The organism is Paenibacillus sp. Lou8.1 (assembly GCF_024213565.1).
GTDB classification, from domain to species: domain Bacteria; phylum Bacillota; class Bacilli; order Paenibacillales; family Paenibacillaceae; genus Paenibacillus; species Paenibacillus polymyxa_B.
In genome coordinates this window covers 1-15296 of sequence record NZ_JANAVN010000025.1, presented here as the reverse complement: position 1 = coordinate 15296, position 15296 = coordinate 1, and the positions used below count along the sequence as shown (strand labels likewise).

Here is a 15296-nt window from a genome sequence, read left to right as displayed (position 1 = left end):
AATCATTTTTCTAATTTATTCTCTTGGGTCACCTGATGTTTCTGAGCAGATGCCCCATCCTTCAAATCAGACATTTCTGCACGCAAACGTTCTATTTCCCGTTGAAGTTCTCGCATAGAGTCCACAACCGGATCAGGCAATTGATGACTAAGTCGGTCTGGACGCCTACCATCCTGTCTGACAACTCGCCCCGGGATGCCCACCACCGTACTGTTTGGTGGAACTTCTTTGAGCACAACCGAGTTAGAGCCAATGTTGGATTGTGCCCCAATCGTGAAAGAACCTAATATCTTTGCACCGGAGCCGATAACAACATTATTCCCAATGGTCGGATGGCGCTTCCCTTTCTCTTTCCCAGTCCCGCCGAGTGTGACCCCCTGATACAATATGACATCGTCGCCAATCTCACAGGTTTCACCGATGACAACTCCCATGCCATGATCAATGAACAGCCGATCTCCGATACGAGCGCCAGGATGAATTTCAATGCCTGTCATAAACCTTGATACCTGGGATATAACACGGGCTAGAGTACACCAGTTTCGCAAATAAAACCAATGTGCGATTCGATGTGCCCAAAGGGCATGAACGCCGGAATACGTAAAAATGACCTCCAGCTTACTCCGGGCGGCCGGATCATTATCCAAAACAGTCTGAATGTCGGATTTGAAATGTCTGAACATGTCGCCCTCCTATTCCCTTCATATCCTTGCCGCATCATCACAACACTTCACGTTCCGCCAATTTTCGCATCCACCAGCACTCTTCGACATTTTTCAATCTATAACGAGTCTGAGTCTGATAAAAAAGAAAAAGCGTCTCCGCAGCCTAAGCTGCAGAGACGCATGAACGTGGTCCCACTCTGCTTCGAACATATCTGCTGCATAAAAAGCAGACAGTCCGTCTTTGGCGTCCTGTAACGGGAACGACTCGGCACGCCCTTGTCACATCAGCATTTGACGCTAATGAAAGTTCGGGCGCACGGCTCCCAGGCGCATTTCCTCCGCAGGTCATCTGGACGGCTCTCAGCCTGGAGTTTCCCCTCGACCGTCCTCTCTGGCAGATGCCCATATGCAGTGTACTTCTCCTGTTCGCAGCCTTTACACGTAAATATCAATCCGTATCAATGGAGTCATTATAGCGAAAAGACAACAAATTGACAAGAAATATCAGCCTTTAATTTGTGCCTTGAGACGATCCAGTACCTTGTCACGTCCGAGCAAAAAGATGGTTTCATTCAGATCTCGTCCATGCGTTTGGCCTGTAAGAGCCACACGAATCGGCATGAATAGTTGTTTTCCCTTAAAACCCGTTTCCTTTTGAACTTCCTTGATCAGCTTAGCCATTTGTGGAGCTGTAAATTCCTCGCTCGTTTCAACTTTACCCGTAAAAGCTCTAAGTACCTCAGGAACCTGCTCTTCGGCCAATACAGCTGCTGCTTCAGCATCCAGCTCCAGATGTGAACGGAAAAACAACTCAGACAACGCTACAATATCGGATGCAGAAGTCATCTGTTCCTGGTATAAACGAACAAGGGCCTTAGCCCAATCCAGTTGTTCCGAAGACAGTTCAGTTGGCAACAGCCCCGCTGCCTGGAGATGTGGAATCGCCATACTGGAAATTCGCTCAGGATCAGCCTTTTTAATATAGTGATTGTTTAGGTAAGCAAGCTTATTTGTATCAAACACAGCTGGACTTTTGGACAAACGATTAGGATCGAAAATCGAAATCAGTTGTTCCCGATCATAGATCTCTTCTTCGCCTTCCGGGGACCAGCCCAGTAGTGCAATGAAGTTGAATATAGCTTCTGGCAAATAGCCCAACTTATCATACTGCTCCATGAACTGAATAATGGATTCGTTACGCTTACTGAGCTTTTTGTGATCCTCGCCTACAATCAGCGTCATATGACCGAAGCGTGGCGGTTCCCAACCGAGAGCTTCAAAGATCATCAACTGCCGCGGTGTATTGGAAACATGGTCTTCGCCCCGTAGTACATGCGATATTTTCATCAAATAATCGTCAACCGCTACAGCGAAGTTATATGTCGGAATACCATCCTTTTTGACGATAACAAAATCGCCGCTTTCCTTGGAATTAAACGTAATTTGACCTTTAACGATATCGTCAAACGTATATTCACGATCTTCCGGTACGCGAAAACGAATACTTGGTACACGGCCCTCTGCTTCGAATGCCTGGCACTGTTCTTCTGTTAGATCACGATGTTTTCCAGAATAGCGTGGTGTCTCCCCACGTTCCGTCTGTTCTTCACGCTCGCGCTCCAGCTCTTCTTCAGTGCAGTAACAGCGATAAGCCAAACCACGATCCAGCAAATCCTGCCAGTACGTTTTATATATGTCCAAGCGTTCCGTCTGACGATAAGGTCCAAACTCGCCTCCCACGTCTACGCTCTCATCCCAGTCCATACCCAACCATTTCAAATATTTAAGTTGGCTTTCTTCTCCGCCCTCAATATTGCGCTTCACATCTGTGTCTTCAATACGAATAATAAATTTTCCACCTTGATTGCGAGCAAACAAATAATTAAATAATGCCGTTCTGGCATTTCCAATGTGCAGATGCCCTGTAGGGCTTGGTGCATAGCGTACACGAACTTCCGTGCTCATATAATCTCCTCCAAATTGAATTACTCAAGATGATAGCATTTACTTGATAAGACAGACAACCGATTGAGCCGCGATTCCTTCACCCCGTCCGGGAAACCCGAGTTGCTCTGTCGTGGTCGCCTTGACGTTCACCTGGGATAGCTCCTCTGCTTCCAGCACCCGTGCGATGACTTCATTCATCTGCGGAATATACGATGCCATTTTGGGCTTTTGTGCGATAATCGTAGAATCGATATTCCCCAAGCGATATCCTCGCTCTTTAGCTAGCCCCCACACATGCTCCAGTAGCTTAAGACTGTCGGCATCCTTAAATTCTGGGTCATTATCCGGAAAATGCTTCCCGATGTCTCCCAAGCCAAGCGCGCCTAGGATAGCATCACTAATGGCATGCAGCAGCACGTCTGCATCGGAATGGCCCAACAAACCTTTTTCATACGGAATATTCACACCTCCGATGATGCATGGCCTTCCTTCCACCAGCTGGTGGACGTCAAATCCTTGTCCCACTCTGATCATTTGATATCCTCTCCCTCTGTTTTTACCCATAACGCCGCCATATCCAAATCCTCAGGCGTAGTAATTTTGATGTTCTTGTAGCTGCCTTGAACGACAGTAACCGGAATTCCTAGCCGCTCTATCAGCATAGAATCATCTGTTCCCAAGAATCCCGACTGCTCCGCTTCCTCATAGGCTCGCAGCAGATCGGAAAGACGAAAAGTCTGTGGCGTTTGAATACTCCACAGACTTCGGCGATCCGGCGTTGCTGTAATGATACCATCCCCGTTCACTTGCTTGACTGTATCCTTTACAGGTACTGCCGCTACAGAAGCACCAGTACGCTGGGCTGCCTCAAGGCATGAACGTACAAGCTCAGGTTGAATGAGTGGACGCACACCATCATGCACCATCACCCAATCCGCTTGTAAGTGGCGCAGACCGCGATAAACCGAATGCTGGCGTTCATTGCCACCAGCCACCACCCGTACATTTTTACCGATTTTGTATTGATGAATCCAATCTCGGCAGCGTTCCACATCTCCTGTCCCAGTCACCATCACCATTTCATCCACTTCGGGCATAGCTGCGAATATTTCAAGTGTATGTATGAAGATGGGCTTGTCCCGCAAAAGCAGAAATTGCTTGCTCTCCTGCGTCCCCATACGGGAGCCGCGCCCTGCTGCCACAATGACAACTCCTACCCGATTGTTCATTCAAATAACTCCTGCCCTGATCGCTTTGGACGATCCGTATGATAACACATCTACTTCATCATACCGCGTTTATTGAGCTTTTTCCAATAATTTTGGTTTAGCAAAGATCATACGACCGGCAGAGGTCTGAAGTACACTCGTGACCAGTACCTCCATCAAAGAGCCAATATAGTCACGTCCGCCTTCTACAACAATCATCGTGCCATCATCCAGATAGGCTACACCCTGCCCATGCTCCTTGCCGTCTTTAATAATCTGCACCATAATTTCCTCGCCGGGCAATACGACAGGCTTCACTGCATTCGCCAAATCGTTAATATTTAGCACCGATACACCTTGCAGTTCGCATACTTTATTCAGGTTAAAATCATTAGTTACAACTTTACCCTGCAACACCTTTGCCAGCTTGACCAGCTTACTGTCGACCTCTGAAATTTCCTCAAAATCACCTTCGTAAATGAGCACATTCACATCCAGCTCTTTTTGGATTTTATTCAAAATATCCAGACCCCGGCGTCCACGATTACGCTTAAGTAAATCTGATGAATCTGCAATATGCTGAAGCTCCTCCAGCACAAATTCAGGAATCACAATCGTTCCTTCAATAAAACCTGTCTTGCAAATATCTGCAATACGTCCATCTATAATGACGCTGGTGTCCAATATTTTATGTTCCTCCAGCTTGCGTTCTTCTACACCCGTTCCCCGACCAAAAAAACCAGAACTCCAAAAGGATGACAGCTCGTCCCGCTTTTCTAGTCCAACCATCAATCCTACATATCCGCATATCACGGTAACAGCGGTCTGGATAAGTTGACCTGGGGCCCCCAACCATGAAAAAAGCGGATAAACTGCTAAGGAAAGCATCAATCCCACCGCTAAACCAATCACACCTGCCATCATCTCGTTCATCGGAATTCGTACCAAGCCTTCAATGCCCTGCTGCAATCGATTTGCCACGGATGCCCCTGCGAATGAACACCCAGCCATAAATAGCACTGCTCCCGCCATCATCCAAACAATCATTCCCGGTAAAGACCCATCACTCAACCATTGTGGCATCCACGATACAATGCCTCCTACCCGCTGGTATAACGTATAGCCAAACCATGCTCCGCACAATCCTGTAAAAGTTAAAATAGCCTTTCTCCACATTGAGTCTCTATACCTCCTTTATTTTCTTTGCATATAGTCTGCTGCTTGTTGGATACATAGCATTTCTCTTACCAGTATGATCCATTTCCCACATAACTAACCCTGTATTTTCACTTTTTATGCATAAAAAAAAGCATTTATCTCCCTAAAATGATTCAAGGAAATAAATGCTTATTCTTGTTCTTGCTTGATACTAGTGCTGTGAATGACGATATTGATCGTCCTGTTCTTCCTGACTGGAACGCTCCCGATCACGTCCACGTCTGCGTGACAGCTTACGAATGTTCAGCTTCATACCATACAATGCATACAGCACCAGCGGCACAAAAATCAGCTTCGACAGCTGGTCAGGGAATTTAACAGCCAACACCACCGCTGCAATTACGACCCATGGAGCAACCCAGATCGCTTTTTTCGGAAGGCCGACCTTTTTAAAATTCGGATATCTCATGGAGCTGACCATCAAATAAGAAACCAGCAACATGGCAATCGACATGTATAACAATGAAATATCGTTATGGAATAAGGACAAAGTGGCTAATACGCCACCTGCTGCCGGAATTGGCAACCCCGTAAAATAACCTGGAACACCAGGACGTACGTTAAATCGAGCCAAACGCAACGCTCCGCACATCGGGAAAATGGCAGTAACCGTCCAAGCGAGAGCCGAATTCGCATCATGAAAAGCAACCATGTACATAATAACTGCGGGAGCAACACCAAAAGATATCATATCTGATAAGGAGTCCAGTTCTTTACCGAATTCGCTTTGGGCATTCAGGACCCGGGCCATCCTACCATCCAGTCCGTCCAACAACATGGCGACAATAACCATAATAGCGGCAAGACTGTATTTTCCGTCTACCGCCAATAAAATGGCGATCATTCCGAGAAACAAGTTACCTAAGGTACACATGTTCGGAATTGATTTGGTAATCATCTCTTCACCTCAATGTATGAATTGTTCCATTATAATCCTTTCACTGTATTACATTTACATTTGCCTGTCAATGAAAACTTGTTCCTGCAAACGTTTAAGACCTTCTTTAATCGTACGCGCACGAACCTCTCCAATACCATCCACTTCATCCAGTTCTTCTATCGTTGCTGTGATGACATGTGGAAAACGTCCAAACCGCTCCACCAGATTATGAATAATCACATTTGGCAAACGCGGTATCTTGTTCAGTACCCGATAGCCACGTGCAGCAATATACTCCTCTGATGTCGCAGCTGAAGAAGGGTAGCCTAGTAAACGTACAATATGATTCACATCCAACAATTCATCGTCCGTAGAACGTTTGAGTCCCAATATAATTTCACGAATCTTCTCGTCGCTATCGTCTTTGGCATAATCCTTATACAGCAACCAAGCTTCTTCCTCAATATTGCTGACAAGTTCTTCCATCTGCATGCTAATCAGACGGCCCTCATTTCCGAGCTCGTTAATAAATCGTTTGATTTCCATTTTGATGCGCAGCACCATTTCGATCCGCTGGATGACATTAACGACCTCCGGCATGGTAACCAACTCTTCAAATTCAGATGCTGTCAAATTGGTAGAGGCTTGCCCCAACACGGATCTATATTTTTCTAACGTCTGAATAGCCTGATTGGCTTTCGTTAAAATAACTCCGATTTCCTTGAGCGCATACCGTAATGTCCCCTGATACAAGGTAATAATATTACGCCGCTGGGAAATAGACACAACTAATTTGCCAGTTTGCTTTGCAACTCGTTCTGCTGTCCGGTGCCGAATTCCTGTTTCAATTGAAGAAATGGAGGAGTCCGGAATCAGTTGTGTATTGGCATATAAAATTCGTTTTAAATCCTCGCTCAATATGATTGCGCCGTCCATTTTAGCCAACTCATACAAATAGTTCGGTGAAAAATCACAATTGATGGAGAAACCGCCATCCACGACTTCCATAACTTCTGGGCTATAGCCAACGACCAGAAGAGCACCCGTTTTGGCACGCAAAACGTTTTCCAACCCGTCGCGAAAGGGAGTTCCCGGTGCCACAAGCCGCAGCAAATCGTTCATTTTATCCAGTTGGCTCGCTTCTTTCATTCTCAATGCCCCCTAATCTAATGCGGCTGCCAGTGCATCTGCCACCGTTCCTACTCCTATAATTTGTATCCCTTTCGGATGTGTCCAGCCCTTCAAGCTTTTCTCCGGCATGATCACCCGTTTGAAACCTAGTTTCTCCGCTTCTCGTACTCGCTGTTCTGCTCGGGATACCGCGCGCACCTCACCTGTCAGTCCCACCTCGCCAAAAATCACATCATACGGCTTTGTAGGAGCATCCCTAAAGCTGGAAGCAATACTCACAGCTATAGCCAAATCCACCGCCGGTTCATCCAACTTCACGCCTCCGGCTACGTTGAGATAAGCGTCCTGGTTTTGCAAAAACATGCCCATCCGCTTTTCTAGCACGGCTATGATTAATCCCATTCGATGATGGTCGACTCCTGTGCCCATTCGGCGTGGAGAGGGAAAATGTGTAGCTGCAATCAATGCTTGCAGTTCAACCAATACAGGCCGGGTTCCTTCCATACTGGCTACAACAGTAGAGCCTGCCACACCCAGTGGTCGTTCAGACAGGAAAAGTTCAGAAGGATTCGACACCTCACGCAAACCGCTTTCAGCCATTTCAAAAATACCAATTTCATTTGTAGAACCGAAACGATTTTTAACTGCACGCAAAAGCCGATACGTATGGTGACGCTCTCCTTCAAAATAAAGCACACAATCAACCATATGTTCCAACAAACGCGGACCTGCAATGGCCCCTTCCTTGGTCACATGTCCTACCAATACCGTAGCAATACCTAGCCCCTTGGCAATTCGCATAAAGCGTGAAGTACACTCCCGCACCTGAGCCACACTACCTGGTGCACTCGTCACCTCAGGCAAATATACAGTCTGTATCGAATCGATGACCAAAAACTCCGGCTTCAAGCTGTCCACCGCTTCTTCAATCGTCTCCAAATTCGTCTCACATAATACGTATAGGCTGGGGGACAAGGCACCGAGCCGATCTGCACGTAGTTTCGTTTGACGGACAGATTCCTCACCAGACACGTACAGCACCTTTAAACCAGTTAAAGCCAGTTCATTAGATGTTTGCAGCATGAGCGTAGATTTACCGATTCCCGGATCACCGCCCACCAAAACGAGTGAACCCGGCACCACACCTCCACCGAGTACTCGATTCAATTCGCCAATTCCCGTCAAAATTCGTGTTTCTTTGCCACTCTCCACCTCTATAATAGGGAGTGGCTTGTCTTTTGTGCTATGAGTAAGAAGGGAAGACCCCATTCCTTGAGTTTTTACAACGCTTTCCGTTTCTTCGACCATGGAATTCCATGCCTGGCATCCAGGACATTTTCCGTACCATTTGGGCGATTCATAACCACATTCCGTACAGGAAAATTTAGTTTTCACTTTAGCCATACTTTGTTCCCTGGCTCCTTATTGACGACGATGATGTCAAATTTATGTTCATACAGCCCAGAAAGAGCTGTAACAATAAAAGTTTACCATTGAAGCTTGGCGGACGTAAAGCAATATCACAAACTTTCCCAAAGCATTTACCCAACCTTTTCACCGTGTTTTATACACAAAAAGGGTGTCTTCGCAATAGCTTTCCAGCTTGCGAGACACCCTTTTCTACTATTTATTTAGTAAACTGCTTTAGGACTTGGCAGATACATTATCCTTTTTGGTTACAGTCAATGCACCGTTCTCCTCATCAATGAAGAGTGAGTCACCTTTAGTAATGTTGCCAGTCAACAGTTCCTCGGACAGGCGATCTTCAATATGCTTCTGGATTGCACGACGCAATGGACGCGCACCATACGCTGGATCAAAGCCTTCCTTGGCAAGGAATTTTTTAGCATTGTCTGTCAACTCGAAGTCCACTTCATACTCATTCAGGCGCTTACGCAGCTCCTCAGACATGAGTGATACAATTTCGGCAATATGTTTTTCTTCGAGAGAATGGAAAACGATAATTTCATCAATCCGGTTCAAGAACTCAGGACGGAAGCTTTTCTTCAGTTCATCCATCACTTTGCCCTTCATATTATCGTAATCCGCTCCAGCGTCCACTACAGCTGTAAAACCAAGCGTGGAGTTACGTTTAATCGCCTGTGCACCAACATTAGATGTTAGGATGATGAGTGTATTACGGAAATCAACGACACGACCTTTGGAATCTGTCAGACGCCCATCTTCCAGCACTTGCAGAAGAATATTGAATACTTCTGGGTGTGCTTTTTCAATTTCATCCAGCAACACAACAGAGTATGGCTTACGACGTACCTTCTCAGTCAGTTGGCCGCCTTCTTCATATCCAACGTACCCTGGAGGCGCTCCTACCAGACGGGACGTGGAGTGTTTCTCCATATATTCGGACATATCGATACGGATAACCGCATTTTCATCTCCAAACATGGATTCAGCCAAGGCGCGTGCCAGCTCTGTTTTACCAACCCCAGTTGGACCGAGGAAAATAAAGGAACCAATTGGACGCTTCGGATCTTTCAGTCCGGCACGTGCCCGGCGAATCGCCCGGCTTACTGCCTTAACTGCTTCATCCTGTCCAATTACCCGCTCATGCAGCAACTCTTCCATATTCAACAAGCGGTGTGTTTCTTCCTCTTTCAGCTTGCTGACTGGAACACCTGTCCAGATTGCAACGACTTGAGCAATATCCTCTGGGGTAACTTCGGAATCTGTACGACCCTGTTGTTCTTTCCATTGGTTTTTCGTTACGTCTAACTCTTCACGGATTTTTTGCTCTGTATCACGCAGCGCTGCCGCTTTTTCAAACTCCTGACTTTGTACCGCTGAATCCTTTTCCTTACGAATATCTTCCAGACGGTTTTCCAGCTGTTTCAGGTTTGGCGGTACAGTGTAAGAATTCAGCCTTACTTTGGAGCCCGCCTCATCAATAAGGTCAATAGCCTTATCTGGCAGGAAGCGGTCGGTGATATAACGATCTGACAATTTTACGGCTGCTTCAATAGCCTCATCAGTGATCTTTACACGGTGATGCGCTTCGTAACGGTCACGCAGACCATACAAGATTTGAATCGCCTCTTCTGGAGAAGGTTGATCCACTGTAATTGGTTGAAAACGACGCTCCAAAGCAGCATCTTTCTCAATATATTTGCGGTATTCATCCAGCGTGGTCGCACCGATGCATTGCAGCTCGCCACGTGCCAGAGCAGGTTTCAGGATGTTGGACGCATCAATTGCGCCTTCCGCTCCACCAGCACCAATCAGCGTATGCAGCTCATCAATGAACAACACGATATTACCCGCTTGACGAATCTCGTCCATAATTTTTTTCAAACGATCCTCGAATTCACCACGATACTTGGTGCCTGCTACCACAGAACCCATATCCAGTGTCATTACGCGCTTGTCGCGCAACGTTTCGGGAATCTCATTCGCTATGATTTTTTGGGCCAATCCTTCGGCAATCGCCGTTTTACCTACCCCAGGCTCACCAATCAGAACCGGATTGTTCTTTGTACGGCGGCTGAGCACCTGAATTACGCGTTCAATTTCCTTGCTACGCCCAATAACAGGGTCCAGGTTGTTTTCCTTCGCAGATGCCGTCAGATCGCGTGCCAGACTGTCCAGAGTTGGCGTGCTGACATTAGCTGGAGCACCGTGATGGCTGGAAACAGCCTCGCTGCTACCGAGTAATTGAAGCACTTGCTGACGCGCTTTGTTCAGACTAATGCCCAGGTTATTCAGTACACGTGCTGCTACGCCTTCGCCTTCACGAATAAGACCAAGCAAAATATGTTCTGTACCTACATAGGTATGGCCCAGTTTGCGGGCTTCATCCATAGACAGTTCGATGACTTTTTTGGCGCGTGGAGTATAGGCAATGTTCGTCGGTTGCTCTTGACCGCGTCCAATCAGCGTTTCCACTTCATCCTGGATTTTTTCCAGTCCCAGTCCTAAACCGATTAAAGCTTTCGCTGCTATTCCTTCACCTTCACGAATGAGGCCTAGCAAAATGTGCTCTGTGCCAATGTTGTTGTGTCCCAATCGAACAGCTTCTTCCTGAGCCAAAGCAAGCACTTTCTGTGCACGTTCCGTAAATCTTCCAAACATCATATATCCTGCACCTCCACAGTGTGTATTTCAGATCATTCTATATATTAAAGGGTTGTGCCTAATTTTTGCCGGATCAGCTTCGCCCGGTACATATCGCGCTCTTCGGTATTCATTTTATCCCCAAAGCTTTTTTGCAGGAACCCGGGTTGTGTCATCACATTCAGCTCATTCATCGCTGCGGTGGAAGGACGCTCCAAAATTCCTAAATCTACGCCAAGACGCACATCGGACAGCCGCTGTGCAGCCTCCTTGGAATCCAATACTGCTGCATATGACAAAATACCGAATGAACGCATCACCCGATCTGTAATTCGCAGCATAGATTCATTCATTAGCCGTTCTCTGGCAGAACGCTCGTGCTCAATAATTTGTAGCACCACGCCATGTAGATTCTCTATAATTTCCGCTTCGGTTTGTCCTAGTGTAATCTGATTAGATACCTGGAACAAATTTCCGACAGCTTCGCTACCTTCACCGTAAATGCCGCGAACCGTAAGACCTACTTGTGAAACAGCAGACAATATACGATTGATTTGATGAGTCATGACTAATGCGGGCAAATGCATCATCACCGAAGCTCTCATACCTGTGCCGACATTCGTCGGACAACTGGTCAGAAAACCTCTCCGATCATCAAATGCATAATCAGCATGCGCTTCAAATGCATCATCAATAATCATAGCGCGTTCCCAAGCTTCCCTAACCTGACATCCCGGATATAAGCACTGGATTCGCAGATGATCCTCTTCGTTTATCATAACACTAACCGATTCATCATCGCTAATTAAAACAGCACCGTTACGAGATTCGTTCGCCAAATTAGGACTAATCAAATGCTTCTCAACCAGCACCCGCTTGTCGATCTCATCCAAATCGGATATTTTCAACGTATGAAAAGTACCAAAACCACCTAAATCATCATACTGAAGGATATCCGTTAAGCGTTGAAGCGCTTCTTCCGACTGCTGATTGGTAGCAAGCATGGGAAAAGGCAGATGCTGCAAGTTACGCGCAATTCTCACCCGGCTGCTAATGACAATCTCCGAATCCGCAGCATCACCACGCATCCAGTCACTTAGCGGCTTCTCCGTAAACCGAATATTGGGCATTACGCATCCCTCCTACTCTTCACAAACTTTACTCTTCAGTCATTTCTTTTTCAAGCTCTCTGATTTGATCCCTAAGCTCAGCAGCTGATTCAAATTCTTCCTGTACAATATGCTGTTGCATCTCTTTTTTCAAATCGTCAATTTGCCGTTTAACCTTCAGTCGTCCTCCAGTGCGAACCGGAACTTTACCAACATGATTCGTACTGCCATGCACACGCTTGAACAGAGGGTCCAGACGACTATCAAAGTATTGATAGCACGACGGGCATCCGAAACGTCCCAGCTTACTAAACTGTGCATAGGTCATGCCACAATCCTTGCATTGCAGGTTTTGCGGACCACTGTGGCCTGGAGACTGGCTCTTTGTACTGGAGTCAAAATCCAGCATCCCCGACAACAAGCTATGAATCGAAAAGCCGTTAGGTGTTCCAGGGATCATCTCCCCTTTTTCCTTGGCACACGTCTCACAAATATGAAACTCTGTCTTTTCGCCATTCACAATTTTGGTGAAATGCAAAGTTGCCGGCCGCATATTACATTCTTGGCACAGCATAAAAGCACCTCCTTTAATGTCAGGATTTATACCAATCCCTACATCCAAACGTTAGTCTCTATTCACAAACTATTTGGTCGCCAGCAACGAGATCAGCATAGCCTTAAGCAATCTTGCTCGCAGTTGATCACGATAGGGAAGCTTCAGTAATAATGTATCCCTCGATAAGGCAGCCTTCATTAGATTAGCTTCCCTTTTGCTTAAAAAATGGGCCTCCTCTAACTGATAAATCAGTCCTTCTGCTGCCGATTGGCTTATTTCCTCCCCGATGCTCTGATGAAGATGTGTATGGATGGCATGCTGTGCAGGCAGCTGAATTCGCTGAATACGAATGTAGCCCCCGCCACCGCGTTTACTTTCCACCACATAGCCTTTTTCCAGCGTAAACCGGGTGCTAATTACATAATTAATTTGCGACGGCACGCAGGAAAAGCGGTCAGCCAGATCATTGCGCTGAATCTCCACTAAACCTTGGGAACTTTCCAGCAATATACTCTTTAAATATTGTTCAATAATATCGGAAACATTGCGCATTTCATCATCCTCCACTAACGGAAACGCAAGTATTCAAGTACATTTCACGCTCCACAGAGTCCGCCGTATATTGAACTTAACCAAACGGTAAAGTCACGAACCTAAGCTGTATTCAGGCTGTTGCCTATTCTACACTCATTGGAATTGTACCGTTTTGTCTCTAGTGTGGCCTTTATTTGCGATTAGTCATACACTTCTCTTATTTTCATAAAAGGCAGTTCCTAATTATACGCAAATCATTTCGATCCTCGTTTGCTTCTTTGCTATTAAAATTACTTTATACGGCCAATCCATCAAAATACTTCTACAGAACCTCACGAGGTTTGATTGACTTTGACTTTCTTTGACTATACTCATATTATAGCACATTATTCATTTTTGCCAAGGGGTCAATACCATTTTTCGCAATCTAATTATGTTTTATACAATACCATAAAAAAACTCTTCCCAATTACAGAAAGAGTTTTGAAAATTATAATAATCACACAAGTTATATTCCCTGAAAAACGAAGCATAAGAAGACCTAAATGGGCCTTTATCAGAAAAAATCCAATAAGAACGTTTGTTTTACTGGTATTACACGTTTAAGTGCAGACACAGATTCACTGTCCCCTTCAATACGTCCCCACTTATACAGATCATCAGCCTGCTGGTAGCCAAGCATCAGAGTCGTCAATGACTGAATCCCAAGTTTCAAGTCAGCTACCATAGCGTTTTCAGATGAATTGCTTGTACCCACTCTCTCCAGATGTCCTTTCCCTTCCGTAGTAATTGTTAATCTCCATACTCCTTCATTCCATGGTGCATACCGATCTGTCAGATTTAAGGTTAAACGTGTTTCCTCTCCAACCTGCTCAAAAGGGTATCTTTCTACAAAAGCAGCTGCATCCACAATACGGCCCATAAAATAAGGCACGGTCTCCTGTTGAATTCGCGGATCATCAAGTAAAAATGGCAGATTGTCATCTGCTGGAACGTAAATAAATTTACCATGGGTTATCATGGAGTCATGATTTGCAAAATAAGTCCATAAAGCCCGACGGGCCGTCTCATTTTCATAAACCAACTCATCACAATTCAACTGTTTATTTTCAATTTTGTACAGTGCATATCCCTGAGGATCGCCTGTTTCTGAGTAATATACCGCAGTTCGATAATTCTCATTTAAAATCCGCTCTTGCCACCATTCCTTATCTCGTACCAGCGTGCCATTATAACGAGATGCATACGCTTGATACACTTGGTCCAATTCTAAAATATCGTTGACATCGCGTTTGACTGTACCCTCTGTTTTAAGTTTTGCAGGGAATTTTTCAATGGGAATGACGTACTTTTTGTATTCAATATACGTTTCCCATCCAAATTTACGATAGAAGGCAAAGGAGAAGGGATGCAGAAAAGAAAGGCTTTGTCCCGCAGACTTCATCTCTTCAAGCGCATGCGTCAACAAACGTGAAACCATGCCTCCGCGACGCTTTTCTGGCCATGTTGCCACACCAGCAATGCCTCCCATATCAAAAACCTGACCGTTTATGTATACCTGTAGCGGTAACAAAGTCAGTTTAGCATTCAAGTCATGTCCGTCGAATATTCCCCATGTTTGCTCTGGTTTGAACTTCTTCCTAGCTTTCTCCAGATCCTCCCTGGACATTGTAAACTGAAAAGCATATTGAGATAATTCAATAGCCGCTTCAAATTCCTTACGTTGTAATTGTCTAATCTCCATAACTTCGTCACCTCGCTTGTATACTTGGACATCCATAAAAAGATTACACACTTAGAGTGTGGCAAACCCCATTCTCTCTGTCAACCTTAGAAACAGGTGGTCATCTAAAAACGCATAAAAAAGGATGATAATCTCATTGAGATTATCATCCTTTTCACTTTTGCTTGGCGACGTCCTACTCTCCCAGGACCCTGCGGTCCAAGTACCATCGGCGCTGGAGGGCTTAACGGTCGTGT

The 15296-nt window shown here is 45.6% G+C and carries 13 protein-coding genes and 1 rRNA gene; all 14 read right to left on the bottom strand.

Annotated features, from left to right (window positions below; genetic code table 11):
* Window positions 1-2: 2 nt before the first annotated feature.
* Window positions 3-683 carry a serine O-acetyltransferase gene (cysE, locus tag NLX78_RS25530; protein WP_069290484.1) on the bottom strand — a complete coding sequence of 227 codons (681 nt, stop codon included), beginning with the start codon at window positions 681-683 and terminating at the stop codon, window positions 3-5.
* Between the two features lie 486 nt (window positions 684-1169).
* On the bottom strand, window positions 1170-2630 hold the full coding sequence (gltX, locus tag NLX78_RS25525) for a glutamate--tRNA ligase (RefSeq protein WP_254351861.1): 1461 nt from the start codon (window positions 2628-2630) through the stop codon (window positions 1170-1172).
* 39 nt (window positions 2631-2669) lie between these two features.
* A complete protein-coding gene (gene ispF, locus NLX78_RS25520) occupies window positions 2670-3146 on the bottom strand; it encodes a 2-C-methyl-D-erythritol 2,4-cyclodiphosphate synthase (RefSeq protein ID WP_254351860.1) in 477 nt (158 codons plus the stop codon).
* Window positions 3143-3841, bottom strand: a complete 699-nt coding sequence (ispD, locus tag NLX78_RS25515; protein WP_061831389.1) for a 2-C-methyl-D-erythritol 4-phosphate cytidylyltransferase — start codon at window positions 3839-3841, stop codon at window positions 3143-3145. Before ispD ends, ispF begins: the two co-directional genes overlap by 4 nt.
* A 69-nt stretch (window positions 3842-3910) precedes the next feature.
* The gene (locus NLX78_RS25510) at window positions 3911-4996 is read right to left on the bottom strand and encodes a PIN/TRAM domain-containing protein (protein ID WP_254330788.1); all 1086 of its coding nucleotides are present in this window, start codon (window positions 4994-4996) and stop codon (window positions 3911-3913) included.
* Between the two features lie 193 nt (window positions 4997-5189).
* Window positions 5190-5936 (bottom strand): CDP-diacylglycerol--serine O-phosphatidyltransferase, encoded by a 747-nt coding sequence (gene pssA, locus NLX78_RS25505; RefSeq protein WP_254351859.1) that lies wholly within the window; start codon window positions 5934-5936, stop codon window positions 5190-5192.
* 54 nt (window positions 5937-5990) lie between these two features.
* On the bottom strand, window positions 5991-7067 hold the full coding sequence (gene disA / locus NLX78_RS25500) for a DNA integrity scanning diadenylate cyclase DisA (protein WP_013312183.1): 1077 nt from the start codon (window positions 7065-7067) through the stop codon (window positions 5991-5993).
* Between the two features lie 12 nt (window positions 7068-7079).
* Window positions 7080-8453 carry a DNA repair protein RadA gene (gene radA / locus NLX78_RS25495; RefSeq protein ID WP_013312184.1) on the bottom strand — a complete coding sequence of 458 codons (1374 nt, stop codon included), beginning with the start codon at window positions 8451-8453 and terminating at the stop codon, window positions 7080-7082.
* 240 nt (window positions 8454-8693) lie between these two features.
* Window positions 8694-11138: an ATP-dependent protease ATP-binding subunit ClpC gene (clpC, locus tag NLX78_RS25490; RefSeq protein ID WP_023990572.1), complete on the bottom strand. Its 2445-nt coding sequence runs from the start codon at window positions 11136-11138 to the stop codon at window positions 8694-8696.
* Between the two features lie 44 nt (window positions 11139-11182).
* Entirely contained in the window at window positions 11183-12247 is a 1065-nt protein-coding gene (gene mcsB / locus NLX78_RS25485) for a protein-arginine kinase McsB (protein ID WP_254351858.1), read from the bottom strand.
* A gap of 28 nt (window positions 12248-12275) precedes the next feature.
* Window positions 12276-12800: a protein-arginine kinase activator protein McsA gene (mcsA, locus tag NLX78_RS25480; protein WP_023990574.1), complete on the bottom strand. Its 525-nt coding sequence runs from the start codon at window positions 12798-12800 to the stop codon at window positions 12276-12278.
* 69 nt (window positions 12801-12869) lie between these two features.
* Window positions 12870-13334: a CtsR family transcriptional regulator gene (locus tag NLX78_RS25475; protein WP_254351857.1), complete on the bottom strand. Its 465-nt coding sequence runs from the start codon at window positions 13332-13334 to the stop codon at window positions 12870-12872.
* 538 nt (window positions 13335-13872) lie between these two features.
* Entirely contained in the window at window positions 13873-15060 is a 1188-nt protein-coding gene (locus tag NLX78_RS25470; RefSeq protein ID WP_254351856.1) for a GNAT family N-acetyltransferase, read from the bottom strand.
* Between the two features lie 162 nt (window positions 15061-15222).
* Window positions 15223-15296 (bottom strand): 5S ribosomal RNA (gene rrf, locus NLX78_RS26945); the annotation flags it as partial.

Coding starts and splice junctions, on each gene's coding strand:
- clpC (WP_023990572.1), bottom strand. CDS start 11,138: ATGATGTTTGGAAGATTTACGGAACGTGCACAGAAAGTGCTTGCTTTG.
- pssA (WP_254351859.1), bottom strand. CDS start 5,936: ATGATTACCAAATCAATTCCGAACATGTGTACCTTAGGTAACTTGTTT.
- ispD (WP_061831389.1), bottom strand. CDS start 3,841: ATGAACAATCGGGTAGGAGTTGTCATTGTGGCAGCAGGGCGCGGCTCC.
- mcsB (WP_254351858.1), bottom strand. CDS start 12,247: ATGCCCAATATTCGGTTTACGGAGAAGCCGCTAAGTGACTGGATGCGT.
- disA (WP_013312183.1), bottom strand. CDS start 7,067: ATGAAAGAAGCGAGCCAACTGGATAAAATGAACGATTTGCTGCGGCTT.
- NLX78_RS25475 (WP_254351857.1), bottom strand. CDS start 13,334: ATGCGCAATGTTTCCGATATTATTGAACAATATTTAAAGAGTATATTG.
- radA (WP_013312184.1), bottom strand. CDS start 8,453: ATGGCTAAAGTGAAAACTAAATTTTCCTGTACGGAATGTGGTTATGAA.
- gltX (WP_254351861.1), bottom strand. CDS start 2,630: ATGAGCACGGAAGTTCGTGTACGCTATGCACCAAGCCCTACAGGGCAT.
- ispF (WP_254351860.1), bottom strand. CDS start 3,146: ATGATCAGAGTGGGACAAGGATTTGACGTCCACCAGCTGGTGGAAGGA.
- mcsA (WP_023990574.1), bottom strand. CDS start 12,800: ATGCTGTGCCAAGAATGTAATATGCGGCCGGCAACTTTGCATTTCACC.
- NLX78_RS25510 (WP_254330788.1), bottom strand. CDS start 4,996: ATGTGGAGAAAGGCTATTTTAACTTTTACAGGATTGTGCGGAGCATGG.
- cysE (WP_069290484.1), bottom strand. CDS start 683: ATGTTCAGACATTTCAAATCCGACATTCAGACTGTTTTGGATAATGAT.
- NLX78_RS25470 (WP_254351856.1), bottom strand. CDS start 15,060: ATGGAGATTAGACAATTACAACGTAAGGAATTTGAAGCGGCTATTGAA.